Source organism: Pantoea sp. X-Soil-YNGN-844 (assembly GCF_059730595.1).
The window spans coordinates 996,714-1,023,568 of sequence record NZ_AP036007.1; the positions used below are offsets into that span (position 1 = coordinate 996,714).

The window sequence follows — 26,855 nt, forward strand, 5'->3', positions numbered from 1 at the left end:
ATTATTCCTCGGCTCCCGCGGAAGCGGCGTGACTCATGTCCATACCTTCATGCTGTGGCATGTCCATTTTCCCGTGGCTCATCCTGAACTTGTCCATAACCTGCATAAACAATTTCGGATCAGCTGAAGAGAAATATTCCACCGGATGATTTTCGCTTGGCACAGCCACTTTCTCGAAATCTTCCATGGTGGTCAGCTTGTTAGGGGCTGCTTTGACTTTAGCCACCCACTGCTGGAATTCCGCATCGTCTTTGGTTGCAATGGCTTTAAACTTCATGCCAGAGAAACCGCGACCACTGAAGTTCGCAGAGATACCGTCGAAAGTGCCTGGTTCATTCGCAATCAGATGCAGTTTGGTCTGCATACCCGCCATCGCATAAATCTGGCTGCCGAGTGTTGGAATGAAGAAAGAGTTCATGACGGAGTTAGAGGTGATTTTAAAGTTCACCGGAGTATTTGCCGGGAAGGCAATCTGGTTCACGGTCGCAATACCCTGTTCCGGGTAAATGAACAACCATTTCCAGTCCAGTGCAACCACATCGATCTCAACCGGTTTCACATCAGATTGCAGCGGTTTGCTGGGCTCCAGTGCGTGGGTTGATTTCCAGGTCAGTACGCTGAGGAAGAGAATGATCAGGATCGGAATGGTCCAGACCACGGCTTCAACCTTGTTAGAGTGTGACCAGTTAGGGCTGTACTTCGCATTCGTGTTGGACGCCCGATACTTCCAGGCAAACACCACGGCCATCAGGACTGCGGGAATCACGACGATCAACATCAGGCCAAAGGCAGTCAGTATCAGCGAACGTTGCTCCAGTGCAATCTGTCCTTTGGGATTTAACAATGCACTATCGCAGCCACTCATTAATAAAGTGCCTGCAATTAATGACAAAATCCCCAAACTTTTATTGTATTTACTGAGTCTCATTTAACGACCTCAATGACAAAGGGCTCTATTGTCGTTTAAGTGTGCGCGCATTTTACGGGAAGGTTTATGCAGTGTAAACCAGCTTAAGGATGTGTCAGATACGTGTTGACACCTTTTGCTAAGGGTGTCACAGATGTTGCGCCAGGTGACAAATAATTAACGCAGACAAGCAGTTGGCATCAATATAACAAAAACCGATGGAAGTAACCGTAAAAAAATCAGGGAAAGGAATAACCCTTACTTTTAACTCCCAAATATTTAACAAGTCTGCATCATTTTCGCGATGAAATTTAACTAAAGTAATTGCTAACCGGTTTTTAGTATTTCCGCCACGCCTCCTCAGGATCTATTCTTATTTTTAAAAATAACACGCGATGATAAATGACGGCGACTTATCCGGACGTCACAAAATAAGCCGCAGCCCGTTAACCTATCGATTTCACTTAAGCATCTGACGCGGGCAAAACCGGCGTTCTCTTCAGCGCACTGTAATCCAGCAACACCCCGGCAAGCACCGCCAGCAGAGAGAGGCTCATGCCCAGCTCAAACAGGCGGGTCAGTAGCGGTGCCAGTGCAGTCAGCCCCAGTGCATTCAGTGCCAGCGCGACCAGCCAGAGAGCCAGCACGCCACAGCCGGCTGCAAACAGACGATTAGTCCAGCGATAGCCATGAGGATAGTAGCTTCGTGTGAGGAAATTGCCACTCTGCTCGACCTGATTAAGCGTCTGGCGGCAAAAAGCCAGCAGCATCAGGCCCGGCACACCCGCGATCACCGTGAAAGCATAAAAAGTTGGCCAGCCCCAGAGTTCTACCAGCCAGCCCGCTGCGGGGCCGACATAGACCCGGCCCACTGCGGAGAGCGCAGATAACAGGGCAAACTGGGTGGCTGAGAACGATTTATTACACAGCGTCATTAACAACGCGACAAAGGCCGCAGTGCCCATGCCGCCGCAGAGGTTTTCGACAAAGACTGCGCTGGCCATGCTCCACAACTGTTTGTCGGTCACCGCCAGCAGCCAGTAACCAAAGTTTGACATCGCCTGCAGCACGCCGAAAATCAGCAGCGCCCGGAACAGACTCAGGCGCTGCATCAGTATGCCGCCATAAAGCGCGCCTATAATGGTCGCCAGCAGACCCAGCGTCTTGTTGACCAGGCCGACGTCACCGGCATTGAACCCGACGCCGCGGATCAGAAAAGTGGTCGTCAGCGAGGCGGCAAAGGCATCGCCCAGCTTGTAGAGAATAATCAGCGTAATGAGCAGCCAGGCGTTGTTGCGCTGAAAGAAATCTTTCAGCGGGTCGACAACTGCCTGTCGCAGTGAATGCGGGGTGGAAATGCGCGTGTCCGGCTCGCTCGCCATCAGCGTGGCAATAATGCCTGGCACCATCATCAGCGCCATCAGCCAGTAGGTCGCCTGCCAGCCCAGATAGCGGTCAGCCAGCCACAGTGCCAGCCCGCCTGAAATCAGCATCGCCAGCCGATAGCCCAGCACGGTAATGGCTGCGCCGCTGCCGCGCTCTTCAGGTGGCAGAATATCGGTTTTCCAGGCGTCAAAAACGATGTCCTGTGAGGCGGAGCAGAAAGCGATCAGTACTGCCAGCGCCGCCATCAGGGTCAGATCGCGTCCTGGCTGCAGAAATCCCATCGCGACAATCCCGCCCACCAGCGCCAACTGACTGAGCAGTAACCAGCCGCGACGCCGGCCGAGAAACGGCGGTGTATAGCGGTCCATCATCGGTGACCAGAGAAACTTAAAGACATAGGCCTGGCCGACCAGCGAAAAGAAGCCGATGGTTTTCAGATCGACATTTTCCACCGTCATCCACGCCTGCAACGTGCCCGAAGTCAGTGCCAGCGGCAGTCCGGAAGCAAAACCAAGGAGCAGCAGTACGGCGGCGTTTTTCTGGCTGAAGAGGCGAAGATAGTGATTCATGCGCATCCTGCATATAACAAAAAGCCCTGCACGAGGCAGGGCTGAGGTGAGACGGTATTAACGGGCGTTCTGCTTGATGAAGTCGTTAACGCTGGTGTCCTGTGCCATATCCGCGATCACATCGCTCATGGTGGCATTCACCGCGTCAGTAATCTTCTGGTTACTGGCGTTGAACGCGCCTTCTACGCTGTAAGTCTGGCGGTAGTTTTTAACCTGCTTGTTGCCGTTTTTCGCGGTCGCGATGATAGAGATGTCCGCTTTAGTGGTAATGCTGTAGCGCACATTGCCCTGCGTCACGTCAGCGTAGAGATTGTTAACCACAATCTGCAGATCGACCGCGCCATCAGGACCAATCATATAACCACGCGCGGTCATCTGCTTCTCCAGCACTTCCTGCAGCAGGAAACGGAGATCGCGCGAAGGCGTCAGGGTCACTAACTGACCATCACGGTTGACTTTTGCCAGCGCCTGATCTTTACGCTGGTCGGCACCATTGATGCTTACGGTCACGCCCATCAGGCCTGGATCCTGCTGAGGTAACTGAATTTTAGGCTGGATAGTGAGGGTATTATTGCTGGTTGCACAGCCGGCTAAAATGAACGCAGCCAACAGTGGGAATAACAGTTTTTTCAACATACTTTTTCTCGTTGGTGTCAGGGGTTGGTTTGCAAAAACTGCGGCCATCATAGCATTGCCCGGCAGTGAAAAAAGCCCTGTTACGGGTGAAATTGTCTCTGAAACCGTTTTAAGCCTCTTCTCTGACAGGCTGGTTTGCTGATGGTTTCGACTGCGTTATGATGCCTGCCGGAAGCGGGCTGACATAAAATGCAATATTTAGCGTCCGCCGACGGGTAAGCGCACTAAAAGCGACTAAGATTGAATGAGATGGGGCACCGCGCTCGCCATTGAGGAGTAATAGCCATGATCCGCGAACAAATAGAAGAAAAGCTGCGTGTGGCGTTTCAGCCAGCTCATCTGGAAGTGCATGACGAAAGTTACCGGCACAACGTGCCTGCCGGATCGGAAAGTCACTTCAAAGTGGTTATTGTCAGCGACTGCTTTGCAGGCCAGCGCTTTCTGGCGCGTCATCGTCTGATTTACAGCGAACTGGCGGCTGAATTAGCGGGCAGTGTCCATGCCTTAGCCCTGCATACTTACACCCTGAAAGAGTGGGAAGGGTTGCAGGATACCGTTCTGGCTTCGCCTAACTGTCGTGGTGCCGGAAGTCTCGCCTGATCTCCCTTCTCTGAAACGGCCTGCTGGCCGTTTTTTATGTGATTTAGCGAAAAACGCGATCCCTGGCTCAAAAAAGCAGCAAACCTGCTGAAAAGTGGTGAGTTAGCGTCCTCGACTCATTCCAGCGATGCCGCTATAATGCTGCGTCTATTTTTCCGGAATGTCTTCGGGACGCTTCTGGTAACAGGGATCAGGTTCTCTTCACGGAAGCCGTCCCGGTTGTTGGATACGGCGCATTTCACGATGTGTGGTGTCTGAAGTTGACCGAGCACGTGATTTTTTGAGGTAACAAGATGCAAGTTTCTGTAGAGACCACTCAGGGCCTGGGCCGTCGCATTACGATTACTGTTGCAGCTGACAGCATCGAAAGCGCAGTAAAAAAAGAACTGGTTGACGTTGCCAGGAAAGTTCGCATTGATGGTTTCCGTAAAGGCAAAGTGCCGATGAACATCGTGGCGCAGCGTTACGGCGCTTCTGTCCGTCAGGACGTGCTGGGCGAGCTGATGACGCGCAACTTTGTTGACGCCATCATCAAAGAAAAAATTAATCCGGCTGGCGCACCAAACTACGTGCCAGGCGAATACAAAGAAGGTCAGGATTTCACCTACGCGGTTGAATTCGAAGTTTATCCGGAAGTTGAGCTGAAAGGCCTGGAAAACATCGAAGTTGAAAAACCTGTTGTTGAAGTGACTGATGCTGACGTTGATACCATGCTGGATACCCTGCGCAAGCAGCAGGCCAACTGGATCGAAAGCGACGCAGCTGCAGGCCCGGAAGATCGTGCCACTATCGATTTCAACGGTTCTGTTGACGGTGAAGAGTTCGAAGGTGGCAAAGCCACTGATTTCGTTCTGGCCATGGGCCAGGGCCGCATGATCCCAGGCTTTGAAGAAGGCGTTGTGGGTCACAAAGCGGGCGAAACGTTCACTATCGACGTGAAATTCCCGGACGACTACCACGCAGAAACCCTGAAAGGGAAAGATGCGAAGTTCGAAATCGTGCTGAAGAAAGTTGAAACGCGTGAGCTGCCAGAGCTGACTGAAGAGTTCATCAAACGTTTCGGCGTTGAAGATGGTTCAGTTGCCGGTCTGCGTACTGAAGTGCGTAAGAACATGGATCGCGAGCTGAAAGGCGCTATCCGTAACCGCATCAAAACCCAGGCGATCGACGGCCTGGTTGAAGCGAACGAAATCGACGTGCCAGCTGCGCTGGTTGACAGCGAAATCGACGTTCTGCGTCGTCAGGCTGCACAGCGTTTCGGCGGCAACGAACAGCAGGCGCTGGAACTGCCACGCGAACTGTTTGAAGAGCAGGCTAAACGCCGTGTTGTTGTCGGTCTGCTGCTGGGCGAAGTGATTCGTACCCACGAGCTGAAAGCTGATGAAGCGCGCGTTAACACCATGATCGAAGAGATGGCTTCTGCGTATGAAGATCCGAAAGAAGTTATCGAGTTCTACAGCAAGAATAACGAGCTGATGAACAACATGCGCAACGTCGCGCTGGAAGAGCAAGCGGTTGAAGCGGTCCTGGCGAAAGCTAAAGTGACCGAGAAAGAGACCAACTTCCAGGAACTGATGAATCAAACCGCTCAGGCCTGATCACGCAGTTAACCGTCTGTGCTAAGCCCGTGACTGAAAAGTCGCGGGCTTTTTTGTGTTTTGCGTACAGAACGCGACGCTTCGCCGCTATTTGCTTAATTAATCGGCAAATTATTCACGCGTCGCTTTTTCCGGGTTAGCGAACAGGGAAAAGATTGTTATGCTTGAAACATGCGTGCAGCATCCCCAGATAGTGGGAGTATGCAGAATGAAGAGTGAGGCTGGCTGATTAACCGTCCTGAAGGTGTCGGAAAAGGTGCGACGTGGAGTTTCCCGCGCGTCTTACGTAGAATCGGTACAGAATGTTGCCAATGAAATTTATCCAGGAGACGGTAATGTCATACAGTGGCGATCGTGAATATACTGCACCGCACAATGCGCTGGTGCCAATGGTGGTTGAACAAACTTCGCGTGGTGAGCGTTCTTACGACATCTACTCCCGTCTGCTGAAAGAGCGCGTTATCTTTCTGACTGGCCAGGTTGAAGATCACATGGCGAATCTGATCGTGGCGCAGATGCTGTTTCTGGAAGCTGAGAACCCGGAAAAAGATATCTATCTTTACATCAACTCGCCAGGCGGTGTAATCACGGCCGGTATGTCGATTTACGACACCATGAAATTTATCAAACCGGATGTCAGCACCATCTGTATGGGACAGGCCTGTTCAATGGGTGCGTTCCTGCTGACAGCGGGCACTAAAGGCAAGCGTTTCTGCCTGCCAAACTCGCGCGTGATGATCCACCAGCCGCTGGGCGGCTATCAGGGCCAGGCGTCAGACATTGAAATCCATGCGCGCGAAATCCTCAAAGTCAAGCAGCGTATGAATGAGCTGATGGCTGAGCACACCGGTAAAACGCTGGAAGAAATTGAGCGTGATACCGAGCGTGACCGTTTCCTCTCTGCAAATGAAGCGGTAGAGTATGGATTAGTCGATTCAATTCTGACGCATCGCCAATAAGACCCCGACTTACCGTTGTCCCTGGTCTATAGTTAACAGGACAACGGTACTATTATGGGTTGAATGAATTTCGGCCGTCCCTGTACGGCCTGAGCCGTACGCGGGTATGGCCTGAGAACAAGAAGAGGTTAACTGATGACAGATAAGCGCAAAGACGGTTCAGGAAAGTTGCTGTACTGCTCTTTTTGCGGCAAAAGCCAGCATGAAGTGCGTAAGCTGATTGCCGGGCCGTCAGTGTATATCTGCGATGAGTGTGTTGACCTGTGCAACGACATCATTCGCGAAGAGATTAAAGAAGTTGCCCCGCATCGTGAACGCAGTGCGTTGCCAACCCCACATGAAATTCGCCATCACCTCGATGATTATGTTATCGGTCAGGAAAGAGCGAAGAAAGTGCTGGCGGTTGCGGTTTACAACCACTACAAGCGTCTGCGTAACGGCGATACCAGCAATGGCATCGAACTGGGCAAAAGTAACATTCTGCTGATTGGCCCGACCGGTAGTGGTAAAACGCTGCTGGCAGAAACGCTGGCGCGCCTGCTGGATGTGCCATTCACTATGGCTGACGCCACCACGCTGACTGAAGCCGGTTATGTGGGTGAAGACGTTGAAAACATCATCCAGAAACTGCTGCAGAAATGTGATTACGACGTACAGAAAGCACAGCGCGGCATCGTCTACATCGATGAAATCGACAAAATCTCACGTAAGTCAGATAACCCGTCGATTACGCGTGATGTGTCAGGCGAAGGTGTACAGCAGGCTCTGCTTAAACTGATTGAAGGCACCGTGGCTGCTGTTCCGCCGCAGGGTGGACGTAAGCATCCGCAGCAGGAATTTTTGCAGGTTGATACCTCGAAAATTCTGTTTATCTGCGGCGGCGCATTCGCTGGCCTGGACAAAGTGATCTCCCAGCGTGTGGAGACCGGATCCGGTATTGGTTTCGGCGCTACCGTAAAAGGGAAGTCGCAGAAAGCCAGCGAAGGCGAACTGCTTTCACAGTGTGAACCTGAAGATTTGATCAAGTTTGGTCTGATCCCTGAGTTCATCGGCCGTCTGCCTGTAGTCGCAACGCTGAGCGAGCTGAGCGAAGAAGCACTGATTCAGATTCTGCGTGAGCCGAAAAACGCCCTGACAAAACAGTACCAGGCGCTGTTTAACCTGGAAGGCGTTGAGCTGGAGTTCCGTGACGAGGCATTAACCGCCATTGCGAAGAAAGCGATGTCACGTAAAACCGGTGCGCGTGGTCTGCGTTCTATTGTTGAAGGCGCGCTGCTGGAAACCATGTATGACCTGCCTTCCATGGATGACGTGGAAAAAGTAGTGATTGATGAATCAGTTATTGAAGGTCAGTCTGAGCCCATGCTGATCTACGGCAAGCATGAAGCGCAGGCATCTGGCGAATAATTAAACAGATCGTCCATGTTGTTCTATTAAAAAAGGGGAAAATGTTTCCCCTTTTGCTTTTCTCGCCTCTGTGACGTTGAATGTCGGACAATCATCCCCATATACTCAGATACCTGTGGGTTTAACTGCATACCTGCCTGATGCGGTTCCCATCACCTGGCGGACATTAAACAAAGAGAGAGCTCTATGAATCCTGAGCGTTCTGAACGCATTGAAATCCCCGTGTTGCCGCTGCGCGACGTGGTGGTTTATCCGCACATGGTAATTCCGTTGTTTGTTGGCCGGGAAAAATCAATTCGGTGCCTTGAAGCCGCAATGGATCATGATAAAAAAATCATGCTGGTCGCACAGAAAGAGGCTTCAACGGATGAACCTGGCATTAACGATCTCTTTTCAGTAGGGACCGTTGCCTCAGTATTGCAAATGCTGAAACTGCCGGATGGCACGGTCAAAGTCCTGGTGGAAGGTTTACAGCGCGCCCATATTACGACGCTGGCCGACAACGGTGACCATTTTGTGGCACAAGCTGAATATCTGGTTTCGCCAGAGATTGAAGAGCGCGAGCAGGAAGTGCTGGTGCGTACGGCGATCAATCAGTTTGAAGGTTACATCAAACTCAATAAAAAGATCCCACCTGAGGTTTTAACCTCGCTGAATAATATTGACGATGCGGCCCGCCTTGCCGACACCGTTGCAGCACATATGCCACTAAAACTGGCAGACAAACAATCTGTGCTGGAGATGTCCGACGTCAATGAGCGTCTGGAATATCTGATGGCGATGATGGAATCTGAAATCGATCTGCTGCAGGTTGAGAAGCGTATTCGCAACCGTGTTAAGAAGCAGATGGAGAAGAGCCAGCGCGAGTACTATCTGAATGAGCAGATGAAGGCAATTCAGAAAGAGCTGGGCGAGATGGACGATGCGCCTGACGAGTATGAAGCGTTAAAACGCAAAATCGACGCGGCAAAAATGCCGGAAGAAGCGCGTGAAAAAGCAGAAGCTGAGCTGCAGAAGCTGAAAATGATGTCCCCGATGTCCGCAGAAGCGACCGTGGTTCGCGGCTACATCGACTGGATGGTGCAGGTTCCGTGGAACGCGCGCAGCAAAGTGAAGAAAGATCTGCGTAAAGCGCAGGAGACCCTGGATACTGACCATTACGGCCTGGAGCGCGTGAAGGATCGTATTCTTGAGTATCTTGCGGTTCAGAGTCGCGTCAGCAAGATCAAAGGGCCGATTCTGTGCCTGGTCGGACCGCCAGGGGTAGGTAAAACCTCTCTGGGACAGTCGATTGCCAAAGCGACCGGACGTAAATATGTGCGTATGGCGCTGGGTGGCGTGCGTGATGAAGCTGAAATCCGTGGTCATCGTCGTACCTACATCGGCTCCATGCCGGGTAAACTCATCCAGAAAATGGCGAAAGTCGGGGTTAAAAACCCGCTGTTCCTGCTGGATGAGATCGACAAAATGTCTTCGGACATGCGCGGCGACCCGGCTTCAGCGCTGCTGGAAGTGCTTGATCCAGAGCAAAACATTGCGTTTAACGACCACTATCTGGAAGTCGACTACGACCTCTCTGATGTGATGTTCGTGGCAACATCGAACTCAATGAATATCCCGGCACCGCTGCTGGACCGTATGGAAGTGATTCGTCTGTCGGGTTACACCGAAGATGAGAAACTGAATATCGCTAAGCAGCATCTGCTGACCAAGCAGATTGAACGCAACGCCCTGAAAGCCAGTGAAATTACGGTTGAAGATAGCGCGATTGTCGGCATTATCCGTTACTACACCCGTGAAGCCGGCGTACGTAGCCTTGAGCGTGAGCTGTCGAAATTGTGCCGTAAAGCGGTGAAATCACTGCTGATGGACAAGACGAAAAAGCACATCACCATCAATGGTGAAAACCTCAAGGACTTCCTGGGCGTACAGCGCTTCGACTATGGACGTGCTGACAGTGAAAACCGTGTGGGTCAGGTCACTGGCCTGGCGTGGACGGAAGTGGGCGGCGATCTGCTGACTATCGAAACTGCGTGCGTACCGGGTAAAGGCAAGCTCACTTACACCGGTTCTCTGGGCGAAGTGATGCAGGAGTCGATTCAGGCTGCGCTGACCGTGGTGCGTGCCCGTGCCGAGAAGCTGGGCATTAATGGTGACTTCTACGAAAAACGTGATATTCACGTTCACGTGCCAGAAGGGGCCACACCGAAAGATGGTCCAAGTGCGGGTATCGCAATGTGTACCGCGCTGGTCTCCTGTCTGACCGGTAACCCGGTGCGTGCGGATGTCGCTATGACCGGTGAGATTACCCTGCGTGGTCAGGTTCTGCCGATTGGCGGTCTGAAAGAGAAACTGCTGGCAGCACACCGTGGTGGCATTAAAACCGTGCTGATCCCGGACGACAACAAGCGTGATCTGGAAGAGATCCCACAGAACGTGATTGCCGATCTGGAGATTCATCCGGTGAAACGCATTGAAGAGGTGCTGAATCTGGCACTGGAAAATGCGCCTTACGGCATGCAGGTCGCAACAGCAAAATAGTGATTAACGGCATAAACCGTTAAAAAGCGGAGCTGGCAAGGCAATTGGCGCTTGCCAGCTTTTTTTTGTGCCGCTAATTTAGGTGGCTGTCGGGGCGACGTTCTCAGAGAAATTCCGTTGTTTCGGCTCCACAGGCTTGATATAACTTGCTGCGCGTTCGTACCCGGCCGGAAGCCCGGTACGATGTGAAATAATAAAAGAGGGGATGAAGAGAGTGAATAAGTCACAATTGATCGACAAAATTGCTGCCGATGCTGATATTTCTAAAGCTGCAGCAGGACGTGTTTTAGATGCATTTATGGGCTCAGTTTCAGATGCGCTGAAAGAGGGTGATGAAGTGGCTCTGGTGGGTTTCGGCACATTCTCTGTGCGTGACCGCGCTGCACGTACCGGCCGCAATCCGCAAACCGGCAAAGAGATCACCATCCCGGCGGGTAAAGTACCCGGTTTCCGTGCTGGTAAAGCATTGAAAGACGCTGTCAATTAATAACAACAAATAGATTCATTGACGCATTTTCTTCAGTGGATTAGAGGACGATTAACCCGTTCTCATGTAACATACGGGCACATCAATGAGATGTGCCTTTTTTGTTTTAACCGGTGAGAATCGGGCCGTAAGATGGACCTGGACCGGATTGAGACTGCCAGCTAAGCCAGCAGTTGCGTGAGTCGCCAGCCAGTGGCGAATTGCGACCGAGCTTTACATTCACACTACAGCGGAGTGTTGCCATACCATGATGGACAATTTACGCGCGGCGTCGAACCATGTCGTGCTCAAGATTATTCTGGGACTGATTATCGTCTCTTTTGTGCTGACAGGCGTTGGCAACTATCTGATTGGCGGCAATAACGACTATGCGGCCAAAGTTAACGGTCAGGAGATAAGCCGGGGACAGCTGGAGCAGGCGTTTAACAGCGAACGCAGTCGCCAGCAACAGATGCTGGGTGATCAGTTCTCACAGCTGGCCAGCAATGATGGCTTCATGCAGCAGATGCGTCAGCAGGCGCTGTCGCAGTTAATCGACCAGGCGCTGCTCGACAGCTACATCAAAGAGCTTCATCTCAGCATCAGTGACGATCAGGTTAAGCAGGCTATCTTCAATCAGCAGGCTTTCCAGACCAACGGCAAATTCGACAATGCTAAATATCTGGCGCTGATCGGCAACATGGGTTTCAGCGCCGACCAGTATGCTGAAGCGCTGCGCAAGCAACTCTCCAATCAGCAGTTGATCAATGCCGTGGCGAACACAGATTTCACGCTGAAAGGCGAAGCCAGCAAACTGGTGGACCTGGTTTCACAGCAACGTGATATTCGTCAGGCGACGCTGGACGTTAATGCCCTGATGGCGAAACAAACCGTCACCGACGACGAAATCAGTCAGTACTATCAGCAGCATAAAACCAGCTTTATGGCGCCGGAACAGTTCCGCGTCAGCTACATCCTGATGGATGCCGCCAGCATGCAGCAGGATGCCAGCGAAGCAGATATTCAGGCCTGGTACGACCAACATAAAGCAGACTATTCGCAACCACAGCGTAATCGCTACAGCGTTATTCAGACCAAAACTGAAGCGGATGCCAATGCGGTACTGGCTCAGCTGAAAGGTGGCGCCAGCTTCGCAGATGTGGCGAAAGCCAAATCAATCGACCCCATCTCTGCGCGTAAGGGCGGTGATATGGGCTGGCTCGAACCGTCAACCACCCCGGATGAGCTGAAAAATGCGGGTCTGACTGAGAAAGGCCAGATGTCAGGCGTGATCAAATCGTCAGTGGGCTTCCTGGTGGTTCGTCTCGACGATATTCAGCCAGAGCAGGTTAAACCACTGGATGAGGTTCGCAGCGCTGTTGCAGCGAAAGTGAAGCAGGAGAAGGGCGTTGATGCCTTCTACAAACTGCAGCAGAAAGTCAGTGAAGCAGCCAGCAATGACAATGAGTCACTGGCGGGTGCCGAGCAGGCTTCGGGTCTGAAAGCGAAAGAGACCGGCTGGTTCAGTCAGGACACGCTGCCAGACGCGCTTAACTTCGATGCGGTGAAGCAGGTGATCTTTAACGGTGGTCTGGTCGGTCAGAACGGTGCACCGGGCAACAACTCCGATATCATCACCGTCGATGGCGACCGTGCCTTTGTACTGCGTATCAGCGAGCACAAACCGGAAGCGGTAAAACCGCTGGAGCAGGTGAAAGCGCAGATTATGGATACGCTTAAGCATGACAAAGCGACACAGCAGGCTAAAGCCCAGGCCGATAAACTGCTGACCGATCTCAAAGCGGGCAAGCTGGACGCACTGACTGCAGCAGGCCTGACCCTGAGCGCCAGCAAAACCGTTGATCGCAATGCGCAGGATCCGGTGGCACAGGCCGCCTTTAACCTGCCTCAGCCTGCTGATAATAAGCCTTCATGGGGTGTCAGCGAAGATATGCAGGGTAATGTGGTGCTGGTGGCGGTAGATAAAGTGAAAACCGGCAGCATGCCACAGGCGCAGATTGACGAAATGGTCAAAGGCGTTACGCAGAATAATGCGCAGCTGACGTTTGAAGCCCTACTGCAAAATCTGCGTAAAGAGGCCAAAATCAAGTACGGCGCTGCCGCACAAATGCAGTAAGCCTCACAAAAATTACGCAACGACTGTAATAATCAAAGGCCGCATTCGCGGCCTTTTCCATTTCTGAAATCCCGCTTTTGAGCCTTGTGCGGTGTAGTGCCAATCTGTCGCTGCTGTTTACACACAAGGAGAAACACAGCATGGCTAAATCTAAACTTGTTGCCTTTTATCTCTCACTCGCACTGGGCGGTGTACTCTGTCACGGCAGCGTCTCTGCGGCACCTGAACCTGCCAGTCCGGCGGTCTCGCAGAGCACACATCCTGCACCGAAGCCGGAGACAGCCGCGCAGCTGCAGCCAAAGCAGGAGCAGGTCAGCATCAATGAAGCGACAGCGGAACAGCTCTCTGCCGCTATGAATGGTGTGGGGCTGAAGAAAGCGCAGGCGATTGTGAACTATCGCGAACAGTACGGACCCTTTAGCGCGATTCAGCAACTCAGTGAAGTACCGGGTATCGGTAACGCGCTGATAGAGCGAAATGCGGCCCGGCTGAAATTGTGAGGCAGTACACATCTGTGATGCTTAATCCACGCTAACCAGACGACTCTGCTAAAGTGAACAGGTCCAACCAGTTAACTTACAGTAGCAGGAGAGCATGATCATGCAGACCACCATAAAAGTGCGTGGCTATCATCTGGATGTCTATCAGCACGTCAACAATGCGCGCTATCTTGAGTTTCTTGAGGAGGCGCGCTGGCAATGGCTGGAAGAGGCTGAAGCGTTCCACTGGTTGCTGGAGCAGAAACTGGCTTTTGTGGTGGTCAATATCAACATCAACTATCGTCGCCCGGCCGTGCTGGGCGACGTACTGGTTATCGACAGTGAGATCACGCAGTTAAATGGCAAAAGCGGCATTATTGCGCAGCGGGTTTTGCTGGCAGGTCAGGAGACCGTGGTGGCGGATGCCGCACTCACGTTTGTCTGTATTGATTTGCGGACCCAGAAGGCGGTTGCGCTTGAAGGGGATTTACGCGAGCGACTGATGCGTCTGATGGCATGAGCCGATAAAAAGCGGCAAACCGAACTGCTTTGCCGCCACGCCAGACAGCCTTAGTTAAGGCCGCTCTTTGCTTTCATGGCTGCCATGACGCCAGCACGATCGTTGAGATAACCCTGGAGGCCATTAGCCCGTAAATGACAGGCAGCACACTCACCACATCCGTCGCCTTTCACACCGTTATAGCAGGTCAGCGTCTGCTCGCGTACCAGCGCAAGCTGCTGCCAGTAATCCGCCAGCGCCCAGGTTTCCGCTTTATTGAGCCACATCAGCGGCGTCTCAAAACGCACCTCGCGCGCCATGCCAAGCGACACCGCATGGTTCAGCGCTTTGACAAACTCATCGCGGCAGTCGGGATAGCCGGAAAAATCGGTTTCGCAGACGCCGGTGATGACCGCTTCTGCTTCGACCTGATACGCGTAAACCGAGGCCAGCGTCAGAAAGAGAATATTGCGGCCCGGCACGAACGTACTGGGTAAGCCACTGGCCTCAGGATTATAAGCCGGCACCGGAATGTTATCCCGCGTCAGACTGCTGACGGCGAGTTCGTTCAGCATGGTCACGTCCAGCACTTTGTGCGCGCGCGCACCCAGTGTCATCGCCAGATCGCGGGCGACCTCGATCTCTTCCCGGTGGCGTTGTCCATAGTCGAAAGTGACGCAGTGAACTTCATCATAAAGCTGTACAGCCTGAATCAGGCAGGTAGTGGAGTCTTGTCCACCGCTGAAAACTACAACCGCGCGTTTCATGGTGTTTCCCTGATAATTAATTTTGCGCTTATGGTAATGCCTCAGTCCGCCGCTGAACAGCTGCAAGGCGGATCAATGGGCGGCGGAATCCATGCGCGGCTGAAATCAAACCAGCCCAGCGTGTTCAGCTCTATCCCTTCAACGGCAGGGGGGGCATAAATCTGGTAGCGATAATTGAACAGGGGCAGCAGGATGCCGTCCGTCATCAGTTGATGATAAAGCTGCTGCAGCGCACGGGTACGACTATTGCCGTCTGATATCTGCTGGATAGCCAGCAGTTGCGCCTGGACTTCTTCGCCCTGCGGTGTGGGCCACAGCCGACGCCATAGCGGGTCAATCTGTAACCAGCTCGCCAGTGTGAAGACCGGCGCGTCGCCAATCAACCGATCGCCCATCACGATATCCGCCTCATCAGGCGGGGCGATATGATGCCAGCTTTTCACCGGATGAAAAACGACGTTCAGAGTACAGCCGTGCTGTTTTAACAGGGCGACCAGTGCCTGTGACATCTGATGCAGCTCAACCGGCAACTGATAATGCAGCGTCAGGGTGGCGGGCAAGGGGACAGGAACACTATCAATCAGCGGTACTTCCCAGCCGGGTAACAGCTCTTTGCTTGGGGTGATTAATCCCTCATCCAGTGGTAACCGGCTGACGATGCCGCTTTGCTGGATGAGCTGAAAAAGCGTGCGCGCCTGATCGGGTGTAAATCCGGCTCGCGGGCGGCAGACCAGATAACAGAAGCCGAGACTGATGCTGCTGCTGACCGGCTTTAATGTCCTGAGTTCAGCGGCATCGCCAATGGCAATCTGCACCGGATGGCGACAGCTGCTGCCGAGTGCGGCATCAAACAGCTGAGGAGTAATCCAGTACTCTACCGCCTGCAACAGCGGACGCTGCAGATGCCAGCGCGCATGGCTTTCAATCCTGACCAGCTCAGCGCTGAAATGCCTGAGTTTCCATGGCCCGCTGCCTGTGGCGGGATAATCGGGATGGGGCAGCAGGCACAAAAGATGGGCAAGCCGGTGAGGCAGCCAGAAATCAGGTCGTCGCAGGTTAAACCGCACCGCCAGCGGGTGAGGCGCATCCACGCTGACTACATCGGCAAGCAATATCCTGACACGCGTATCCTGCAGCAGCTGGCGGAACTGCACCACCAGTTGCGCGGCCTGCACCGGCTCGTCGTTATGCCACATCAGCTGAGGCCGTAACCAGAATAACCAGCTACAGGACGCTTCATCGTGCTGCCAGTGATGCGCCAGATCGCCGACCGGCTCATCGTGCTCAAAACGGGTCAGACCGGAATAGATCTGACGAACCAGATGCTGTTCAGCCCGCCCGGTAATCTGGCGCGGCTCGGTACTCTCCATGGGACGATAGTAGGGGATGCGCAGAACCGGCGTGTCGTTCTGCCACTGTCCACCCATTAACGGCCGCAGCATATTAATCAGCCTTTCCGGCGGCAGATCCAGCAGCTGTAAAGCGTCAGCTGCCTCTCCGGCATCAAGCTGTTTTTGCAGCAACTGCTGCCGTAACTGTTCAGGCGTGCGCAGAAACACTAACCGACCCTGTTTGCCACGGCCCGGTTCACCGTGCCAGCTAAGCCAGCCAGCGTGCTGCCACTGTGACAGTAACGTGCGCAGATGACGCTCGCTGCATATGCAGTGGCGCGCCATCTGTGCCACGCAGGTCTGCTGAGGGACGCCCTGGCTCTGCTGCCACAGGCGCTGAAACTGATTAAGGCGGTTAAGCTGACGCATGATAAACCCGGAACAGTTTTTTAAAAGTATTCACTATTACTTCCGTAATTAACAGGCAATAGTAAGCTCATCTTTTCAGCAGGAGGGTAACCATAATGCGTTTAGCCGCATTCGATATGGATGGCACATTATTGCTGCCGGATCATCAACTGGGTCAGCAGACGCTGGACAGTCTGCAGGCGCTACATCTGCGCGGCGTTAATCTGGCGCTGGCGACGGGCCGCCATCTGCTGGAGATGCAGATTCTGCGGGAGAAATTAACGCTGCCCGCGTGGCTGATTACCGGGAATGGCACCCGCGTACACGATCGGTCTGGCAATCTGATCTTTGCCCGCGATCTGCCCTCTGCGGTAGCTGAAGAGGTCATTCATCGCCATTGGGAAACACCCGCGTCGATCCACATTTTCAACGATCAGGGGTGGTTTACCGATCGACCCCAGCCTGAGCTGCTGGTGGCCCATCAGATGAGCGGATTTGGCTATCAGCTGTGCGATCTGAAAAGGCTGCCCGCGCATCAGGTAACAAAAATCTGCTTTATCGATCAGCATCAGCGTCTGTGTCAGCTGAAAACAGAGCTGGATGCGGCGCTGGGTGAGCAGGCAAATATCTGCTTCTCTGCGGTGGACTGTCTGGAAGTGTTGCCCGCCAGCTGCAACAAAGGCAGCGCGCTGGCACTGTTGTGCGACCATCTGTCACTGACGCTGGCGGAGTGCATGGCGTTCGGGGATGCAATGAATGACAGAGAGATGCTGTCGCAGGCTGGACAGGGCTTCATTATGGGCAATGCGATGGCGCAATTGAAAGCCGCGCTACCGCATCTGCCGGTATTAGGGCATTGCGAGACACAGGCGGTGTCTCACTATTTAAATCACTGGCTGGCAACACCCGACCTCGCGTATTCCCCCGAATGCTGAGGATTGCCGTGAACCGGACAGGATGTCCGGTTTTTTATTCGAGTTCGCGCTGCCACGGCATGATATCGCCAATATGTTTAGCCACCCATTCCGGCCGATAGTAGCTATCGGGATAACGTTCTCCACTGTCGCACAGCAGTGTCACCAGGGATCCCTGCTGATTTGCTGCCCTTAAGCGTTTCGCCACCTGCATCATGCCCCAGAAATTGGTGCCGGTAGAGGCACCCGGTTTGCGTCCCAGGATTTTTTCCAGCTTCAGCATCGCGGCCAGCGTCGCCCCATCCGGTACTTTGATCATTTCATCAATCACGTCAGGCATGAACGACGGCTCCACGCGCGGACGGCCAATTCCCTCGATCATGCTGCCACGTGTGCTGGTCAGCGTTGCATCACGCTGTTGCCAGTAATCGAAAAACACCGAATGCTGCGGATCCACCACCAGCAGTTTCGTATCCAGGCCCTGATAACGGATATAGCGGCCCAGTGTGGCCGAGGTACCGCCGGTACCCGCGCTCATAATCACCGTATGGGGAATCGGATAGGGTTCATGCTGCATCTGACGGAATATGCTTTCAGCAATATTATTATTACCGCGCCAGTCGGTAGCGCGTTCAGCATAGGTAAACTGATCCATAAAATGGCCATTCAGCTCACGTGCCAGCCGTTCAGATTCTGCGTAAAGCTGGCAGGGATCCTCGACAAAATGGCACTGTCCGCCATAAAAGGTGATCTGCTCAATCTTACGTTTCGCCGTACTGGCGGGCATCACCGCAATAAAGGGCAGGCCTAGCAGCCTTGCGAAGTACGCCTCAGAAACGGCCGTGCTGCCTGACGAGGCTTCGATAATCGGCGTATTCTCTTTAATCCAGCCGTTGGAGAGACCGTAAAGAAACAGGGAACGTGCCAGCCGATGTTTAAGACTGCCACTGGGATGGGTGCTCTCATCTTTCAGATAGAACCAGATGCCGGGAAAATCCGCCAGATCGAAACGGATCAAATGGGTTTCAGCCGATCGTTGAAAATCAGCGTTAATTTCGTTGATAGCGTGGCGAATCCAGCAGGTCTGCATCTCAGGCATCCGGTAAAGAAGTGATGCGGCTATTTTATGGCACGTGCAGAAAAAAGAGATTGCAAAAATACCGCTAAAATCGCGGTAATGGAGAAAATGATTCTCCCGGAGTCCCGTATGTTAGATAAAACTGACCTTAAACTGCTCTCACTGCTGCAGCAGGATTGCACGCTGTCACTGCAGGCGCTGGCGGATGCCGTCAACCTCACTACCACACCCTGCTGGAAGCGCCTGAAAAAGCTCGAAGATGATGGCATTATTCGCGCCCGGGTGGCGCTGCTGGATGGGGATAAAATCGGACTGTCACTGACGGCGTTTATGTTTGTGAAAACCCAGCAGCACAGCCGCGACTGGTATCAGGCTTTTGTCTCGGTGGTCAGCAGCATGCCCGAGGTGATGGCCTTTTACCGGATGGCAGGTGAGTATGATTACCTGCTGCGCATTCAGGTGGCCGACATGAAGAGCTATGATGCGTTCTACAAGCGATTAGTGAACGGTGTGCCCGGCCTGATTGATGTGACATCCAGCTTCGCCATGGAAGAGATTAAATACACCACGGCTTTACCTGTCGCCCCCTGAGGGCCTGAAATTGAGAACAGCGTTGTGCGATTATTCAGTCAATTAAGTTGGTATTTTCTGCGGGAGTGGCGGCGCTATCTGGGCGCGGTCATCCTGCTGATTGTGATTGCTGTTCTGCAGTTGCTGCCGCCGCATGTCGTCGGTGTCATTGTTGATGGTGTCACACGTGACAACATGAGTACCAGCCGCATCATGATGTGGATTGGTATCATGCTGGCAACCGCAGTGGTGGTCTATTTGCTGCGTTATGTCTGGCGCGTGCTGCTCTTTGGTGCCTCCTACCAGCTGGCGGTTGAGCTGCGCGAAGATTTCTATCGCCAGCTGAGTCGGCAGCAACCGGCATTTTATCTGCGTCACCGCACCGGTGACCTGATTGCGCGTGCCACTAACGATGTGGATCGGGTGGTGTTTGCGGCCGGGGAAGGGGTGCTGACGCTGGTCGACTCGCTGGTGATGGGCTGCGTGGTGCTGCTGGTGATGAGTACGCAGATCAGCTGGCAGCTGACCCTGCTGGCGCTGGTGCCGATGCCCATTATGGCAATCGTCATCCATCGCTACGGTAATCAGCTGCATCATCGCTTTAAACTGGCCCAGGCGGCCTTCTCCAGCCTTAACGATCAGACGCAGGAGAGCCTGACCAGCATACGGATGATTAAATCCTTTGGTCTTGAACAGCATCAGTCGCAGCAATTCTCCGATATCGCCCGCGACACCGGTGAAAAGAACCTGCGCGTGGCGCGAGTCGATGCCCGTTTCGATCCCACAATCTACATCGCTATTGGTTTCTCAAACCTGCTGGCGATTGGCGGCGGCAGCTGGCTGGTGTGGCATGAGCAGATGACGCTGGGGCAGCTGACCAGCTTTGTGATGTATCTTGGCCTGATGATCTGGCCGATGCTCGCCCTGGCGTGGATGTTCAATATCGTCGAACGCGGCAGCGCCGCCTGGAGCCGCATCGGTGCATTGCTGGCGGAAGCGCCCGCGGTGGAAGATGGCGATAAATCTCTGCCACCTGAACCGGGTACGCTGCAGGTCGCGATTCGCGCCTTTCACTATCCGGCCAGCGCGGCTCCGGTGTTAAGTGATGTCAGCTTCCAGCTTAAGCCCGGCGAAATGCTGGGACTGTGCGGGCCAACCGGCAGCGGAAAAAGTACCTTACTGAGCCTGATCCAGCGCCATTTTGATATTCAGCAGGGCGACATCCGTTATCACCAGATCCCGCTGACGCAGTTGCGGCTGGACAGCTGGCGCAGTCGTCTCGCCGTGGTTAGCCAGACACCATTCCTGTTTTCGGACAGCGTAGCGAACAACATTGCGCTGGGAAAACCGGGCGCAACCCGGCAGGAGATTGAACAGGCCGCCACGCTGGCCTGCGTGCATGACGATATTCTGCGTCTGCCGCAGGGTTATGAAACCGAAGTCGGGGAGCGAGGTGTGATGCTGTCGGGTGGACAGAAGCAGCGTCTTTCAATTGCCCGGGCACTGCTGCTGAACGCAGAAATCCTGATTCTGGACGATGCGCTCTCTGCGGTGGATGGTCGTACCGAGCACGAAATCCTGCATAACCTGCGCATCTGGGGACAGGGAAAAACACTGATTATCAGCGCACATCGCCTGTCGGCGCTGACGGAAGCCAGTGAAATTCTGGTGTTACAACAGGGCAGCGTGGCACAGCGTGGCGATCATGACGCGCTGACCGCCAGCGCTGGCTGGTATCGTGACATGTACCGTTACCAGCAACTGGAAGCGGCGCTGGATGATGATGAAAATGAGAAAGGAGTGCCGCATGGCTAAGTCTGCCCGCTTGTGGCCCACCCTGAAGCGCCTGCTGAGCTACGGTAAGCCCTGGCGTAAATCCCTGTCGCTGGCGGTAGGCATGCTCTGGATCGCTGCCGCGGCGGAAGTAACCGGTCCGGTGCTGGTCAGTTACTTTATCGATAACCTGGTGGCGAAACATCAGATGCCCTGGGGGCTGGTGACCGGTCTGGTCATCAGCTTTGTCCTGCTTCAGCTACTGGCCGCCGGGCTGCACTACTGGCAGGCGCTGCTGTTCAATCGCGCCGCCATTGGTGTGGTACAGCGGTTACGCAGTGACGTGATGAATGCCGCGCTCTGTCAGCCGCTGAGCGCCTTTGATACTCAGCCGGTCGGGCAGATTATTTCGCGCGTGACGAATGACACCGAAGTGATCCGCGATCTTTATGTCACGGTAGTTTCAACCGTACTGCGCAGCGCTGCGCTGGTCGGCGCCATGATGGTGGCGATGTTCAGTCTTGACTGGCGCATGGCGCTGGTAGCAATGATGATCTTCCCGCTGGTACTGATAGTGATGCTCATCTATCAGCGTTACAGCACGCCGATTGCCCGACGGGTTCGCAGCTATCTGGCTGACATCAACAACGGCTTCAATGAAGTGATCAGCGGCATGAGTGTGATTCAGCAGTTTCGTCAGCAGGCGCGATTTGGTGAGCGCATGGGCGAAGCAAGCCGCTCTCACTATCTGGCGCGAATGGAGACGCTGCGTCTCGATGGCTTTCTGCTGCGTCCATTGCTGAGCCTGTTTTCAGCGATGGTGCTGTGCGGGCTGCTGATTCTGTTCAGTTTCTCGATGCCTGGCGTGTTTGAAGTGGGGGTGCTCTATGCCTTTATTACTTACCTGGGCCGTCTGAATGAGCCACTGATTGAGCTGACCACCCAGCAGTCGATGCTGCAGCAGGCGGTAGTGTCTGGCGAGCGTATCTTCGAGCTGATGGATGCCGCCCAGCAGCAGTATGGTGCCGATCAGCAGCCACTGGCTTCAGGTCGTATTGCCCTGAACAACCTCAGTTTTGCCTACCGTGAAAACCGCGATGTGCTGAGTGATATCAATCTTGACGTCGCACCGCGTGAGTTTGTGGCGCTGGTGGGCCATACCGGCAGTGGCAAAAGTACCCTGGCTAACCTGTTGATGGGTTATTACCCGGTGACGCGCGGCGAAATCCGTATTGATGATCGCCCGATTAGCGACCTGAGCCATGCCGTGCTGCGACGCGGTATCGCGATGGTGCAGCAGGATCCGGTGGTGCTGGCCGATACGCTGCTGGCCAATGTGCGGCTGGGCCGCAACATCAGCGAAGAGGCAGTCTGGACAGTGCTGGAACAGGTGCAGCTGGCACCGCTGGCGCATGCTCTGCCGGAGGGGATTCACACCCGGCTGGGCGAGCAGGGCAATAACCTGTCGGTCGGGCAGAAGCAGCTGCTGGCGCTGGCCCGGGTACTGGTTGACCTGCCGCAGATCCTGATCCTCGACGAGGCGACCGCTAACATCGATTCCGGCACCGAGCAGGCCATTCAGCAGACGCTTGCGACGCTACGGCAACACAGCACACTGGTGGTGATCGCTCATCGCCTCTCAACGATTATTGATGCGGATAAGATTCTGGTGCTGCATCGTGGTCGTGTGGTTGAGCAGGGCACGCATCAGCAACTGCTGACGCTCCAGGGACGCTCCAGGGACGCTACTGGCAGATGTATCAGCTGCAGCAGGCAGGGGAAGATCTGGCGTCGGGCGTAGCTGTAACATCTGAAAGCTGACTTGCACCTTTTTTGCGCAGCTTTATCGGAATAATCTGTATAAATGCACTCCTTTGACGCCTGGAGCACCAAAGGAGTGCAGCGTCAGGCTGCGATCCCTGTCACACACCCATTCTCATTCATATCTTCCTTGAAGCATCCCTTGCTCCGTCTCGCCTGACTCACTGATTAAGGTCACTCTTACACTCTGGCACAGGCTTTGCTTATATCCCTGCGTGTCCGTAAACGTTACCTATTTACTCGCTGGAGGGGATCCAATGAAGCTGGTTACCGTCGTAATTAAGCCATTCAAACTGGAGGATGTACGTGAAGCTTTATCCTCTATCGGCATTCAGGGACTGACCGTCTCCGAAGTGAAAGGTTTTGGTCGTCAGAAAGGCCATGCAGAGCTCTATCGTGGCGCAGAGTACAGCGTTAACTTCCTGCCGAAGGTCAAAATTGATATTGCGATTGCCGACGATCAGTTAGACGAAGTGGTGGATGTCATCAGTAAAGCGGCCTACACCGGCAAAATTGGCGACGGTAAAATTTTCGTGGCTGAACTGCAGCGCGTCATCCGTATTCGTACCGGCGAAACCGATGAAGCCGCTCTGTAATTAAGACTCAGTACTGTGATGGGATGGAATAAAAATGAATAAAATTTTCACGAAGCTGGGCCTCACCAGTCTGGCACTGTTACCCTCACTCGCAATGGCTGCGCCTGCCGTTGCGGACAAGGCTGATAACGCATTTATGATGATTTGCACCGCGCTGGTGCTGTTTATGTCAATTCCAGGTATTGCGCTGTTTTACGGCGGTCTGATTCGTGGCAAAAACGTTCTGTCGATGCTGACGCAGGTTGCTGTGACCTTCTCGCTGGTCTGCGTGCTGTGGGTGGTCTACGGCTATTCACTGGCCTTCAGTGAAGGCAATGCCTTCTTTGGCGGCTTTGGCTGGGCCATGTTGAAAAACATTCAGCTCACCGCCGTTATGGGCAGTTTCTATCAGTATATCCACGTAGCATTCCAGGCCTCGTTTGCCTGTATTACCGTGGGCCTGATTGTTGGTGCCATTGCAGAACGTATCCGTTTCTCTGCCGTACTGATCTTCGTCGGTGTCTGGCTGACGCTTTCATATTTACCTATCGCACACATGGTCTGGGCGGGCGGTTTCCTGGCTCAGGACGGCGCTCTGGACTTCGCTGGTGGTACCGTGGTGCACATCAACGCGGCTGTCGCAGGTCTGGTGGGTGCTTATCTGGTTGGCAAACGTGCGGGCTTTGGTAAAGAGGCCTTCAAGCCACATAACCTGCCGATGGTCTTCACCGGCACCGCTATTCTTTATGTTGGCTGGTTTGGCTTTAATGCCGGTTCAGCTTCAGCAGCAAACGAAATCGCGGCACTGGCTTTCCTGAACACCGTGGTGGCAACAGCGGGTGCCGTACTGGCATGGACCTTTGGCGAGTGGGCGGTACGTGGTAAGCCTTCTCTGCTGGGTGCCTGCTCAGGCTTTATTGCGGGTCTGGTCGCGATTACACCGGCCTGTGGTTATGTCGGCGTTGGCGGTGCATTAATCATCGGTCTGGTCGGCGGCCTCGCGGGACTGTGGGGCGTCACCACCCTGAAAAAATGGCTGCGCGTCGATGATCCATGCGATGTATTCGGTGTGCATGGCGTCTGCGGTATTGTCGGCTGTATCCTGACCGGCGTGTTTGCTTCCTCTTCACTGGGCGGCGTCGGCTATGCTCAGGGCGTGACCATGGGCCATCAGGTCTGGGTGCAGCTCTTCAGCGTGGGTCTGACGATTGTCTGGTCAGGCGTTGTTGCCTTTATCGGTTTCAAGCTGGCCGATCTGATTGTCGGGCTGCGCGTACCGGAAGAGCATGAACGCGAAGGTCTGGATGTAAACAGCCACGGCGAGAATGCTTACAACCAGTAATGGACAGGCACTGAAATGAACAATCGGGGGCGAGCAATCGCCCCTTTTTTTATTCTCTTTATTCGCTGCGCTGGCGCATTACCCCTTCCTGAACGGTTGACGCTACCAGCACACCCTGCTGATTGTAGAACTCGCCGCGGACAAAACCGCGTGCGCCAGAAGCTGAGGTACTGACCACGCTGTAGAGCAGCCATTCAGTGAAGTCGAACGGGCGATGGAACCACATCGAGTGGTCAATAGTAGCGACCTGCATATCCGGCTCTAAAAATCCTTTGCCATGTGGCTGCAGCGCGACCGGCAGGAAATTGAGGTCGGATGCATAGCCGAGCAGGTACTGATGGATACGCAGGTCATCGGGCAGGGGGCCGGTGGCACGGATCCAGACCTGACGCTCCGGTTTATCCACATGTCCACGAAGCGGGTTATGGATCTGCACCGGGCGAATCTCCAGCGGACGTTCAGCAATAAATTTTTCACGTAACTTTTCTGGCAGCAGATGCGCCATTTTCTGCGCCATCGCCTGTTCGGTTAACAGGTTTTCTGGCCCCGCCACCTGCGGCATCGGATTCTGATGTTCAAATCCGCTTTCCGGTGACTGGAAAGAGGCCGTCATATAAAAAATCGGCTGACCATTCTGAATGGCGCTGACCCTGCGTGCGCTGAAACTTTTGCCATCACGCAGCGTTTCAACATCATAGATAATCGCTTTCTGGCTATCGCCGGGCCGCAAAAAATAGCTGTGAAATGAGTGAATAATGCGATCTTCCGCGACGGTTTGCTTTGCGGCATACAGTGCCTGACCCACCACCTGACCGCCAAACACCTGGCGCAGTCCCAGATCTTCGCTCTGGCCGCGATATAAACCCTCTTCCAGTTTTTCCAGATTCAATAAATTCAGCAGATTTTGCAGTGCCTGACTCATGGCGCATTCCTCAATATAGTGACCCGCTCAGTGTGAAAGATCGGACCAGTTGACGTCAATCAGACTTTCCGCTTTGCCTGTGCCAGGCAAAATTTCATTTTTGTGCCAATATTAAGCACATACGGCGAGTGAAGCGCTGTAAGCAGGATTCGCTGCCGACAATCATTTTGATCAAATGGAGACGACATCAATGAAACTCAGGCATGTGTTCAGTGGGGTAGTTATTGCGGTTGCTGTTGCGGGATGTGCCGACAAGAGTAAACCAGTGCCAACACCAACGCTGGGTTCTGCAGTTGCAGGACAGACGGCCGCGATTGCGCAGCCAAACGTAAGTGGTTCAGTCTTTATCCGCCAGCGTATTGCGCTGCCGCCGGATGCGGTATTAACCGTGACGCTTTCTGATGCCTCTGTATCCGACGCGCCATCAAAAGTGCTGTCGCAGCGCGTGGTGCGTACTGAAGGCAAACAGGCACCGTTCCAGTTTGTATTACCGTTTAACCCGGCCGACATTCAGCCCAACGCGCGCATTCTGTTAAGCGCAGCCATCTCAATCGACGGCAAGCTGGCCTTTGTTACTGAAGGCGTGAAGCCGGTCATCAACCAGGGCGGCACCAAAGCTGAACTGCTGCTGGTACCGGTACCGTCAGTAGCGATGCCAACCCAGCCGGGCGCAGCGACGACTGTTCCGTCGACTTCACCCACTCAGGTGACGCCATCGGCTGCTGTTCCGGCACCAACCCGTATTTAATTTATCGGGGCGACCTTGTCGCCCCTTTTTCCTGCCTGAAATCCCAGCGATAAGTTTCAAGATCGAGCTGTCCCTCATCACTGACCTCTATTCCTTCTGCTTCCAGTGCATCCCGCTGCCGCAACAGACTGTCGCCCTGCATTGAGATAGTACCGTGACGATTGACGACACGATGCCAGGGAAGCGTGGTGCCTTCTGGTAACCGGCTCAGTACGCCGCCCACCTGACGTGCCGCGCGCGGGGAACCCGCCAGTTGCGCAACGTCGCCATAGGTCGCGACGTGGCCATAGGGAATGGCGGCAACAATTTGCCAGATGCGTTGCTGGAAAGAGTCATGCTGATCCATATGCTTATTTCGTCTGCTTTTTTCATCAGGAATAGGGTTTTAACTTTAGCATGGGGAGGATGAGGAGAGAGTGCCA

Annotated in this window: 23 protein-coding genes and 1 pseudogene; 16 read left to right on the plus strand and 8 right to left on the minus strand. The window is 53.9% G+C overall.

The annotated features are described in order from the left end of the window. Position 1: 1 nt before the first annotated feature. From cyoA to AC6I8C_RS04445, 3 genes are all read right to left on the minus strand, one after another. On the minus strand, positions 2-928 hold the full coding sequence (gene cyoA / locus AC6I8C_RS04435) for a cytochrome o ubiquinol oxidase subunit II (RefSeq protein ID WP_497821719.1): 927 nt from the start codon (positions 926-928) through the stop codon (positions 2-4). Between the two features lie 443 nt (positions 929-1,371). Next, positions 1,372-2,862 (minus strand): muropeptide MFS transporter AmpG, encoded by a 1,491-nt coding sequence (gene ampG, locus AC6I8C_RS04440; protein ID WP_497821720.1) that lies wholly within the window; start codon positions 2,860-2,862, stop codon positions 1,372-1,374. A gap of 57 nt (positions 2,863-2,919) precedes the next feature. After that, entirely contained in the window at positions 2,920-3,498 is a 579-nt protein-coding gene (locus AC6I8C_RS04445; protein WP_150013151.1) for a lipoprotein, read from the minus strand. A gap of 285 nt (positions 3,499-3,783) precedes the next feature. On the opposite strand from AC6I8C_RS04445, the gene bolA reads away from it, so the two are divergent. From bolA to AC6I8C_RS04490, 9 genes are all read left to right on the plus strand, one after another. After that, on the plus strand, positions 3,784-4,098 hold the full coding sequence (gene bolA / locus AC6I8C_RS04450; protein WP_033731761.1) for a transcriptional regulator BolA: 315 nt from the start codon (positions 3,784-3,786) through the stop codon (positions 4,096-4,098). 293 nt (positions 4,099-4,391) lie between these two features. After that, the gene (gene tig, locus AC6I8C_RS04455) at positions 4,392-5,696 is read left to right on the plus strand and encodes a trigger factor (protein WP_110331458.1); all 1,305 of its coding nucleotides are present in this window, start codon (positions 4,392-4,394) and stop codon (positions 5,694-5,696) included. 335 nt (positions 5,697-6,031) lie between these two features. Continuing rightward, positions 6,032-6,655, plus strand: coding sequence for an ATP-dependent Clp endopeptidase proteolytic subunit ClpP (gene clpP, locus AC6I8C_RS04460; protein ID WP_010255410.1), 624 nt, complete (start codon positions 6,032-6,034; stop codon positions 6,653-6,655). Positions 6,656-6,790: 135 nt separating this feature from the next. Beyond that, entirely contained in the window at positions 6,791-8,062 is a 1,272-nt protein-coding gene (gene clpX / locus AC6I8C_RS04465; RefSeq protein ID WP_003850494.1) for an ATP-dependent protease ATP-binding subunit ClpX, read from the plus strand. 186 nt (positions 8,063-8,248) lie between these two features. Continuing rightward, on the plus strand, positions 8,249-10,603 hold the full coding sequence (lon, locus tag AC6I8C_RS04470) for an endopeptidase La (RefSeq protein ID WP_003850493.1): 2,355 nt from the start codon (positions 8,249-8,251) through the stop codon (positions 10,601-10,603). Between the two features lie 214 nt (positions 10,604-10,817). Next, entirely contained in the window at positions 10,818-11,090 is a 273-nt protein-coding gene (hupB, locus tag AC6I8C_RS04475) for a nucleoid-associated protein HU-beta (RefSeq protein ID WP_033731763.1), read from the plus strand. A gap of 247 nt (positions 11,091-11,337) precedes the next feature. Next, the gene (gene ppiD, locus AC6I8C_RS04480; RefSeq protein WP_497821721.1) at positions 11,338-13,206 is read left to right on the plus strand and encodes a peptidylprolyl isomerase; all 1,869 of its coding nucleotides are present in this window, start codon (positions 11,338-11,340) and stop codon (positions 13,204-13,206) included. Between the two features lie 140 nt (positions 13,207-13,346). Continuing rightward, on the plus strand, positions 13,347-13,706 hold the full coding sequence (locus AC6I8C_RS04485; RefSeq protein WP_497821722.1) for a ComEA family DNA-binding protein: 360 nt from the start codon (positions 13,347-13,349) through the stop codon (positions 13,704-13,706). A 100-nt stretch (positions 13,707-13,806) separates the two neighbouring features. Continuing rightward, positions 13,807-14,205: a YbgC/FadM family acyl-CoA thioesterase gene (locus AC6I8C_RS04490; protein WP_497821723.1), complete on the plus strand. Its 399-nt coding sequence runs from the start codon at positions 13,807-13,809 to the stop codon at positions 14,203-14,205. Positions 14,206-14,255: 50 nt separating this feature from the next. Here the strand turns inward: AC6I8C_RS04490 and queC are convergent, their stop codons facing one another. Both queC and AC6I8C_RS04500 read right to left on the minus strand, forming a co-directional pair. After that, the gene (gene queC / locus AC6I8C_RS04495) at positions 14,256-14,951 is read right to left on the minus strand and encodes a 7-cyano-7-deazaguanine synthase QueC (protein WP_095707747.1); all 696 of its coding nucleotides are present in this window, start codon (positions 14,949-14,951) and stop codon (positions 14,256-14,258) included. A gap of 41 nt (positions 14,952-14,992) precedes the next feature. After that, complete coding sequence (locus tag AC6I8C_RS04500; RefSeq protein WP_497821724.1) at positions 14,993-16,711, minus strand: SgrR family transcriptional regulator; 1,719 nt, start codon at positions 16,709-16,711, stop codon at positions 14,993-14,995. Between the two features lie 92 nt (positions 16,712-16,803). Between AC6I8C_RS04500 and cof the strand changes: the two genes are divergently transcribed. Continuing rightward, positions 16,804-17,625, plus strand: coding sequence for an HMP-PP phosphatase (gene cof / locus AC6I8C_RS04505; RefSeq protein ID WP_497823308.1), 822 nt, complete (start codon positions 16,804-16,806; stop codon positions 17,623-17,625). 34 nt (positions 17,626-17,659) lie between these two features. Here the strand turns inward: cof and AC6I8C_RS04510 are convergent, their stop codons facing one another. Then, a complete protein-coding gene (locus AC6I8C_RS04510) occupies positions 17,660-18,694 on the minus strand; it encodes a PLP-dependent cysteine synthase family protein (RefSeq protein ID WP_497821725.1) in 1,035 nt (344 codons plus the stop codon). A 117-nt stretch (positions 18,695-18,811) separates the two neighbouring features. On the opposite strand from AC6I8C_RS04510, the gene AC6I8C_RS04515 reads away from it, so the two are divergent. The 5 genes and pseudogenes from AC6I8C_RS04515 (at position 18,812) to amtB (ending at position 24,763) form a co-directional block, all read left to right on the plus strand. After that, a complete protein-coding gene (locus tag AC6I8C_RS04515) occupies positions 18,812-19,273 on the plus strand; it encodes an Lrp/AsnC family transcriptional regulator (RefSeq protein ID WP_033782182.1) in 462 nt (153 codons plus the stop codon). Between the two features lie 24 nt (positions 19,274-19,297). Beyond that, positions 19,298-21,067 carry a SmdA family multidrug ABC transporter permease/ATP-binding protein gene (locus tag AC6I8C_RS04520; RefSeq protein WP_497821726.1) on the plus strand — a complete coding sequence of 590 codons (1,770 nt, stop codon included), beginning with the start codon at positions 19,298-19,300 and terminating at the stop codon, positions 21,065-21,067. After that, positions 21,060-22,846 (plus strand): annotated as a pseudogene (locus AC6I8C_RS04525) (SmdB family multidrug efflux ABC transporter permease/ATP-binding protein). The gene AC6I8C_RS04520 and the pseudogene AC6I8C_RS04525 overlap by 8 nt, the downstream one beginning before the upstream one ends. A gap of 257 nt (positions 22,847-23,103) precedes the next feature. Continuing rightward, positions 23,104-23,442 carry a P-II family nitrogen regulator gene (gene glnK, locus AC6I8C_RS04530; RefSeq protein ID WP_003850469.1) on the plus strand — a complete coding sequence of 113 codons (339 nt, stop codon included), beginning with the start codon at positions 23,104-23,106 and terminating at the stop codon, positions 23,440-23,442. A 34-nt stretch (positions 23,443-23,476) separates the two neighbouring features. Beyond that, entirely contained in the window at positions 23,477-24,763 is a 1,287-nt protein-coding gene (amtB, locus tag AC6I8C_RS04535; protein ID WP_013357006.1) for an ammonium transporter AmtB, read from the plus strand. Positions 24,764-24,821: 58 nt separating this feature from the next. On the opposite strand, the gene tesB is transcribed toward amtB, so the two are convergent. After that, positions 24,822-25,685: an acyl-CoA thioesterase II gene (gene tesB / locus AC6I8C_RS04540; RefSeq protein ID WP_013357007.1), complete on the minus strand. Its 864-nt coding sequence runs from the start codon at positions 25,683-25,685 to the stop codon at positions 24,822-24,824. A gap of 190 nt (positions 25,686-25,875) precedes the next feature. On the opposite strand from tesB, the gene AC6I8C_RS04545 reads away from it, so the two are divergent. Beyond that, a complete protein-coding gene (locus AC6I8C_RS04545) occupies positions 25,876-26,433 on the plus strand; it encodes a YbaY family lipoprotein (protein WP_033731772.1) in 558 nt (185 codons plus the stop codon). 1 nt (position 26,434) lies between these two features. On the opposite strand, the gene AC6I8C_RS04550 is transcribed toward AC6I8C_RS04545, so the two are convergent. Then, positions 26,435-26,779: an MGMT family protein gene (locus AC6I8C_RS04550; RefSeq protein WP_312118564.1), complete on the minus strand. Its 345-nt coding sequence runs from the start codon at positions 26,777-26,779 to the stop codon at positions 26,435-26,437. Positions 26,780-26,855: the final 76 nt, after the last annotated feature.

Coding starts and splice junctions, on each gene's coding strand:
- cyoA (WP_497821719.1), bottom strand. CDS start 928: ATGAGACTCAGTAAATACAATAAAAGTTTGGGGATTTTGTCATTAATT.
- ampG (WP_497821720.1), bottom strand. CDS start 2,862: ATGAATCACTATCTTCGCCTCTTCAGCCAGAAAAACGCCGCCGTACTG.
- AC6I8C_RS04445 (WP_150013151.1), bottom strand. CDS start 3,498: ATGTTGAAAAAACTGTTATTCCCACTGTTGGCTGCGTTCATTTTAGCC.
- bolA (WP_033731761.1), top strand. CDS start 3,784: ATGATCCGCGAACAAATAGAAGAAAAGCTGCGTGTGGCGTTTCAGCCA.
- tig (WP_110331458.1), top strand. CDS start 4,392: ATGCAAGTTTCTGTAGAGACCACTCAGGGCCTGGGCCGTCGCATTACG.
- clpP (WP_010255410.1), top strand. CDS start 6,032: ATGTCATACAGTGGCGATCGTGAATATACTGCACCGCACAATGCGCTG.
- clpX (WP_003850494.1), top strand. CDS start 6,791: ATGACAGATAAGCGCAAAGACGGTTCAGGAAAGTTGCTGTACTGCTCT.
- lon (WP_003850493.1), top strand. CDS start 8,249: ATGAATCCTGAGCGTTCTGAACGCATTGAAATCCCCGTGTTGCCGCTG.
- ppiD (WP_497821721.1), top strand. CDS start 11,338: ATGATGGACAATTTACGCGCGGCGTCGAACCATGTCGTGCTCAAGATT.
- AC6I8C_RS04485 (WP_497821722.1), top strand. CDS start 13,347: ATGGCTAAATCTAAACTTGTTGCCTTTTATCTCTCACTCGCACTGGGC.
- AC6I8C_RS04490 (WP_497821723.1), top strand. CDS start 13,807: ATGCAGACCACCATAAAAGTGCGTGGCTATCATCTGGATGTCTATCAG.
- queC (WP_095707747.1), bottom strand. CDS start 14,951: ATGAAACGCGCGGTTGTAGTTTTCAGCGGTGGACAAGACTCCACTACC.
- AC6I8C_RS04500 (WP_497821724.1), bottom strand. CDS start 16,711: ATGCGTCAGCTTAACCGCCTTAATCAGTTTCAGCGCCTGTGGCAGCAG.
- AC6I8C_RS04510 (WP_497821725.1), bottom strand. CDS start 18,694: ATGCAGACCTGCTGGATTCGCCACGCTATCAACGAAATTAACGCTGAT.
- AC6I8C_RS04515 (WP_033782182.1), top strand. CDS start 18,812: ATGTTAGATAAAACTGACCTTAAACTGCTCTCACTGCTGCAGCAGGAT.
- glnK (WP_003850469.1), top strand. CDS start 23,104: ATGAAGCTGGTTACCGTCGTAATTAAGCCATTCAAACTGGAGGATGTA.
- amtB (WP_013357006.1), top strand. CDS start 23,477: ATGAATAAAATTTTCACGAAGCTGGGCCTCACCAGTCTGGCACTGTTA.
- tesB (WP_013357007.1), bottom strand. CDS start 25,685: ATGAGTCAGGCACTGCAAAATCTGCTGAATTTATTGAATCTGGAAAAA.
- AC6I8C_RS04545 (WP_033731772.1), top strand. CDS start 25,876: ATGAAACTCAGGCATGTGTTCAGTGGGGTAGTTATTGCGGTTGCTGTT.
- AC6I8C_RS04550 (WP_312118564.1), bottom strand. CDS start 26,779: ATGGATCAGCATGACTCTTTCCAGCAACGCATCTGGCAAATTGTTGCC.